Raw genomic sequence first — 5,553 nt, forward strand, 5'->3', positions numbered from 1 at the left:
GCTGCGGCCCCCTGCCTTTTTTGAAACCAATAATATCGACCACATTCCCAACACCCGCGTTGTTGCGGTCGACCGGACCGCCAAGCGCTTGCAGTTGGAAAACGGTGACACTCTGCCATACGGAAAACTGGTTCTGGCAACCGGAACCAATGCCCGCAAGCTGAAGCTGGAGGGGGCGGACAAGCAGGGTGTGGTGACGCTTCGCTCGATTGCGGACGTGGATCATATCCGTGAACGGATGCAGAATGCTCAGGACGTTGCCATAATCGGTGCCGGCTATATCGGCCTCGAAGTTGCCGCCGTTGCCCGGGCGCTCGGCAAAAACGTGACGGTAATTGAAGCTCTTGACCGGCCGATGAAACGGGTGGTCAGTGAAGCCGTGTCCGATTACTTCACCAAACTCCATAGGGACAAGGGAATAGATCTCAAGCTGAACACCGGCGTTGAAGCCCTTGTCGGTGGCAGTGAGGTCAGCGGCGTCAGGTTGAGCAATGGCGACATTGTTCCGGCGAAGCTGGTTCTGATTGCGGTTGGCGCGGAGCCGAATGATCATCTCGCCGAAGAAGCAGGCCTGGAAGTGGACAATGGCGTGCTGGTGGATGGTTCAGGCCAAACGAGTGATCCGGAAATCTATGCGGTCGGTGACTGCACGCGCTTTTATTCCAACCGCTATCAGCGCTCCGTTCGAATGGAAAGCGTGCAGAATGCCATCGATCAGGCAAAGGCCGTCGCACAAGCATTGCTTGGTCAGGATGTCGACTATGATCCGCTTCCCTGGTTCTGGTCCGACCAATACGACATCAAGCTTCAGATTGCGGGTCTGTCGGAAGGCTATGACGATACGATCGTGGTCGGCCAACCTGACAAGGACAAGTTCTATGTCGCCTATCTGAATTCCGGACAATTGATTGCCGTCGACAGCATCAATTCGCCGCGCTCCCACATGATGGCCCGCCGGGTTATCGGTGAAGTCTGGCGTGACGGGTTGTTGCCGGAAGCTTAGAACTGTTCCCAGGCAAACTGGTGCTGGCCGGTTTGATTGCCGCCCCTGCATAGTCGGGGGGCGGCGACTGAATACCTCCTATCGAACTCCGGCGTTCTGGAAAATGAGTCTTGTGACTTCCTTCGGGATCTCAAGATGCGCCATGTGTCCGACGCGCTCAAAGATATGGGTTGCCACGACACCAGGCAGTTTATGGGCCTGACGGGTCGGCAGTACCCGGTCCTGTGTTCCCCAGATGACCTTGATCGGCATTGTGAGTTCTGCCAGCTCGTCGCGAGGAAGTGTTTTTTGTACTGACCCGTCGATGATTTCCTCCGCGATCGCCTCTAGCGTTGCCGCAGCCCCCGGGCGGGCACGGCTTTCGGCAGCGGTGATTGCCAGAAATTTCGGCAGTCTGAATTCCCATCCGAAAAACTGTTCAAGCAGAATTTCCATCTCTGTGACGTCTGTTGCTGCCGCGTAACGGCGCAACAGGCGATGGTTGATTTCCGGACCGAAGCCTCCGGGCGACAACAAGGTGAGGCTGGCGACAAGTTCCGGATTTTTGAGAGCGACAAGTGCCGCGACCGCACCACCCATCGAGTGACCGACCAGATGGACATTCGTCAACGCAAGCGTTTCAAGGGATTGAGACACAGCTTTTGCGGCGACGCCGGCGTTTCCGATTGTTGGCCAGTCAAGCGCTTCACCGTGTCCAGGCAAGTCAAAGGCGAACGATCGTTTCCTTGAGGCCAGTGCAGTCTGGATATTCACCCAGGTTTGCCGGTCGCCGCCAAAACCATGCAACAGGACAACCGGGCCTCCCGCATCCTGCGTTGTGGCTTCCAGTTCCTTGTAAGGCAGATGAGGGCGAGTGGTGGGGCGGAGTTCGGTCATGCGTTTCCAATGGATTTTGATTTGAAGAATTCGGAGGGCAAGCTTACCCGGTCGCTGTTCGGTCTTTCATGGGCGGTCTATTCCAGGGTGAACAAGGGCTGGCGTCGGGTGAAGCCTTCCAGATCGAAGGTGCCGGCCGGATGTGCCCTGTTGCCTGCATGTCCGGCAATATCCCCCGTTAGCAGAATATCGGTGCCGACCGTTTTAGTCAGGCTTTCAATGCGCGCCGCTGCATGAACCGCCTGGCCGATCACCGAAAATGTCAGGCGTTCGGGAACACCGATATTCCCAAACATGACCGAACCGACAGACAAGGCAACGCCTACTTTCAGCGGATGGGAAAGGGAGGGATCGGCATTGACTTTTTTGAGCCGTTTGCGGGTTTCATCCGCCGCGGAAATCGCCCTTGATACAGCCTCATCCAGAGTGTTCGGGCCAATTGGAAAGACACCGAGGACGGCATCGCCGATGAAATCCAGAACCTCGCCGTCATTTTCCAGTATGGCACCGGCGGTTGCGTCAAAATAGGTGTTCAGCCAGCCCAGATATTCCTCCGGACCAAGCGCTTCGGCAATGGCGGTCGAGTGACGCATGTCGCTGAAATAGATCACTGCATCTATTATTTCGCCGTCACCGTGCCGGATCTGCCCATTGAGAACCTTGTGCCCGGCAGTTTTGCCCAGATAGGTTTCGGCAACTGTTTTGCTGATCTGGCCTTCAAGGGTTGCACGGGCGGCCAGTGCGAGGCGTTTTTGAATGTATCGAATGGCGTTTAGAGCATCATCGGAAAACCCGTCGGTGTCCCGTGTCGACCAGCTCACGATAATGCCGGTACTGGGATACTCACCCCGGATTGCCGGGATTTCGAATTCGGTCGAAAGGATGAGATAGTCCGTATAACCTGCCTCGGACAATGTATTCAGGATTGGAAATTCGTGCGGTGCATTTGCATTTGTCAGCTTGCGCCGAAGCATGGGCTCGCGGTTGACCAGAACCGCCCGGATCGGGCTGGTGAGCCACTCCTCGCTGTCTTCCTCAGCATGCGGAATACGCTCATGCTGCACGTCGCTGCCGTTTTCCCAAAACACGAGTTCGGCTTCTATCAAAGGGTGAAGCGTTGACCAGACCAACATGGCCCGATCGACTGGGACTTCGCACTGACGCAGCCGCTCGCACATTTCGGCAAACATCGCCGTCATATCCGGTCTGCCGAGTGCCTGGCCAATCAGCCAATCTTCAATGCCGTCGATTTCCACCATACTGATCATGGCGTCAAGTTAGTCAGCTTTCGCTTCGGTTTCCAGACGGAGCACTCGGATCACCTGAGTTATTTTTCATTCTTTTCCGAGATTTCCCCGGGTGGAATGATGAGCCAGTTAAGCGTGACATCGGGCATTTCCCCGGTCGCCTGATATGGGATGTTGGTGTGCCCTTCGCGTTTCGCACCCGGATAGTGCGCCAGGATTTCATTGAGGGGAACATCCCGGTCTCCTCTCCAGACAATCAGCAATCCTTTTTTCTGGACGTCTTCCAGATTGATCCAGGGACTCAGGATTTGGTCGTGCAGATAGAACATTGATGGTCGGCTGGGCGCGTGAAGCGTGACATTGGCTGCGGACCACATGTCTCCGGCGACATAGGCCAGCTCCGTGTCCATTCTGGACTGCCAGATTTCGGTCAAGTGCTCGGCGACATCGCGGCCCGGGTAATGAATGCGCGTCTGCTTGTCTTTCCAATGAGGTTCCAAAACGGCTTGTCCGAAGATGACTGTCAGGAAAATCACCTGAATGGCAATTGCGGTCACAATGGCCCGGCGCGGAAAAGGCCAAAGTTCGGGAAGTGCCAGAAACCACACGGCGACAAGGCCGGAAAGCACGAACATCGGAGTGCCCCACATATGCTCGAACTCATTTCCGGTTATGGCAGAGGCCAGCAGGACCACGATCAGTGGGAGAAACGCAAACCAGAGCAGAAAGCGGGTCGTGGGTGAAGCAAATTTTCGGATCGACTGTTGTCTCCTGGCCCTGAAATTCCTCAGGCCGGCCCAACCGAGCCCTGCCAGAACATCCAGGAACAGGCCGGCGTGATTGCCGATCTGAGCGCCGAGGAAATTCAGCGGATTGAAGATGTGGTCGAGAAGGGAAGTCGCCGGTTTGCTGCGGCTGGCAGCGTATTGAAGGGTCAGAAAATCCGTATCAAGCAGCCAGACGATGTGTGGCGCAAGCAGCACGACGCAGACCAGCGCGCAGAGCCAGGGCCCAAAAGACCAGAGATGTCGACGCGCATCCGCAAAGACCAGCGTGTATAGGCCGATGGTTCCGATCAGCAGCAAAACGAAATACTTGGTGTAAAGACCGAATGCCGCCAGAGCTCCCAGCAGCACCCAATCCAGCCAATGCCCCTTTTCCAGGGCACGATGAAATAGCAGGATCATTCCTGCCCAGACAGGGATCTGCAGAATATTCGGATTGAACTCGGGCATCGGCAACGTGAAATAGAATGTCACGCTGGTGAGAACGATTGCCCAGAAGGCCTGCCAGTCGGAAAAGCCGAGGCGTCGGGTGATTTTCCAGATGAACAGATAGCCAAGTGCAGCGCTGAACGCGCTCAACCAGTAGGCACCAAACGAGTGTCCGCCCGTGAGCAGATAAGTCGCTTCCAGCAACCAGGCCTGCATCGGTGGATGTTTGGTGTAGCCGAGTTGAAGTTCCCGCCCCCATGCAAAGCCTTCCACAACATCCAGCGGCGGGTTGGGAAATGTCAGGGTGGGGATCAACGCATAGAGCAGGCAAACAAGTCCGGCATAATAAAGCGCGGCGCGGGATGCGGTCGTTTCACGTTGGCCCATTTAAGTCTCTATCTTGTACGCGGCGTGAAAATCAGGTCTCGGCATGACGGTGGGAAAAAGCCCAAAGCCTTGCACCCAGAAAGGAAAAAGCGGGCACGATTGCAATTGAAAATAACAACCCAAGCAGATCCGGCCAGGGAGTGAGGTTCAGCCACATGACGAGTACGGTCGAATTGAGTACAAATCCGGATGCCGCAATGACAAGAAACCGTCGCATGCTTTTCAACGCTGTTCCATCCCGGCGCAGATGTGAAAAACTCCAATAATAGTGTCCGCTGAACGACACTATGAATGCGACCAGAAATCCGCAGACATTTGCCGGAAAGGCGGTTAGGACCCCGGTCTCGAGCAGAAAGGCTGCGACGGCAGCATGAGTGAGGGTCGCAATGACGCCGATGATGGCGAATTTGCCGGCCGCTGCGGTTTCGGTTTTCAGTTTTTGCCGAGTTGCGTCAGAGGCCATCGGAGGCCTTGTCCGTCGCTGTGCCGGATTTGGAGGTCTCACCCTCTATGACATCTTGAAGAATGTAGACCGGCCTTTGCTTGGCCTCGTTAAAGAGCCTTGCGATATATTCCCCAACCATGCCGATCGACAGCAGTTGCACACCTGAGAAAAACAGCAGTGCGACCATCAGCGACGCGTAGCCGGGGACATCGATACCCGACACGAGAACCCGCATTGTCAGATAAAGAGCGTAGGCAAAGGCGCCGAGTGACACCAGAACGCCCCCATAGAACCAAACCCGCAGCGGCAAGGTGGTGAACCCGGTCAAGCCGTCGAGGGCGAAGTTCCAGAGTTTCCAGTAATTGAATTTTCCAGTGCCGG

At 55.8% G+C, this 5,553-nt stretch carries 5 protein-coding genes and 1 pseudogene; 1 reads left to right on the forward strand and 5 read right to left on the reverse strand.

Annotated elements, in window-relative coordinates:
• Nucleotides 1-1,003 (forward strand): FAD-dependent oxidoreductase (locus tag K5905_RS26435; protein ID WP_297589803.1); only part of this gene is annotated, 1,003 nt, incomplete at its 5' end.
• 78 nt (nt 1,004-1,081) lie between these two features.
• Here K5905_RS26435 and K5905_RS26440 read toward each other — a convergent pair.
• From K5905_RS26440 to K5905_RS26460, 5 genes and pseudogenes are all read right to left on the reverse strand, one after another.
• On the reverse strand, nt 1,082-1,879 hold the full coding sequence (locus K5905_RS26440) for an alpha/beta fold hydrolase (protein ID WP_297589805.1): 798 nt from the start codon (nt 1,877-1,879) through the stop codon (nt 1,082-1,084).
• A 77-nt stretch (nt 1,880-1,956) separates the two neighbouring features.
• Nucleotides 1,957-3,147, reverse strand: coding sequence for an adenylate/guanylate cyclase domain-containing protein (locus K5905_RS26445; protein ID WP_297589808.1), 1,191 nt, complete (start codon nt 3,145-3,147; stop codon nt 1,957-1,959).
• Between the two features lie 59 nt (nt 3,148-3,206).
• The gene (locus tag K5905_RS26450) at nt 3,207-4,727 is read right to left on the reverse strand and encodes a glycosyltransferase family 39 protein (RefSeq protein ID WP_297589810.1); all 1,521 of its coding nucleotides are present in this window, start codon (nt 4,725-4,727) and stop codon (nt 3,207-3,209) included.
• A 31-nt stretch (nt 4,728-4,758) separates the two neighbouring features.
• Nucleotides 4,759-5,190 carry a GtrA family protein gene (locus tag K5905_RS26455; RefSeq protein WP_297589812.1) on the reverse strand — a complete coding sequence of 144 codons (432 nt, stop codon included), beginning with the start codon at nt 5,188-5,190 and terminating at the stop codon, nt 4,759-4,761.
• Nucleotides 5,180-5,553, reverse strand: a pseudogene (locus tag K5905_RS26460) (glycosyltransferase); the annotation flags it as partial. The gene K5905_RS26455 and the pseudogene K5905_RS26460, both read right to left, overlap by 11 nt.

Source organism: Roseibium sp. (assembly GCF_025698965.1).
Classification (GTDB): Bacteria; Pseudomonadota; Alphaproteobacteria; order Rhizobiales; family Stappiaceae; genus Roseibium.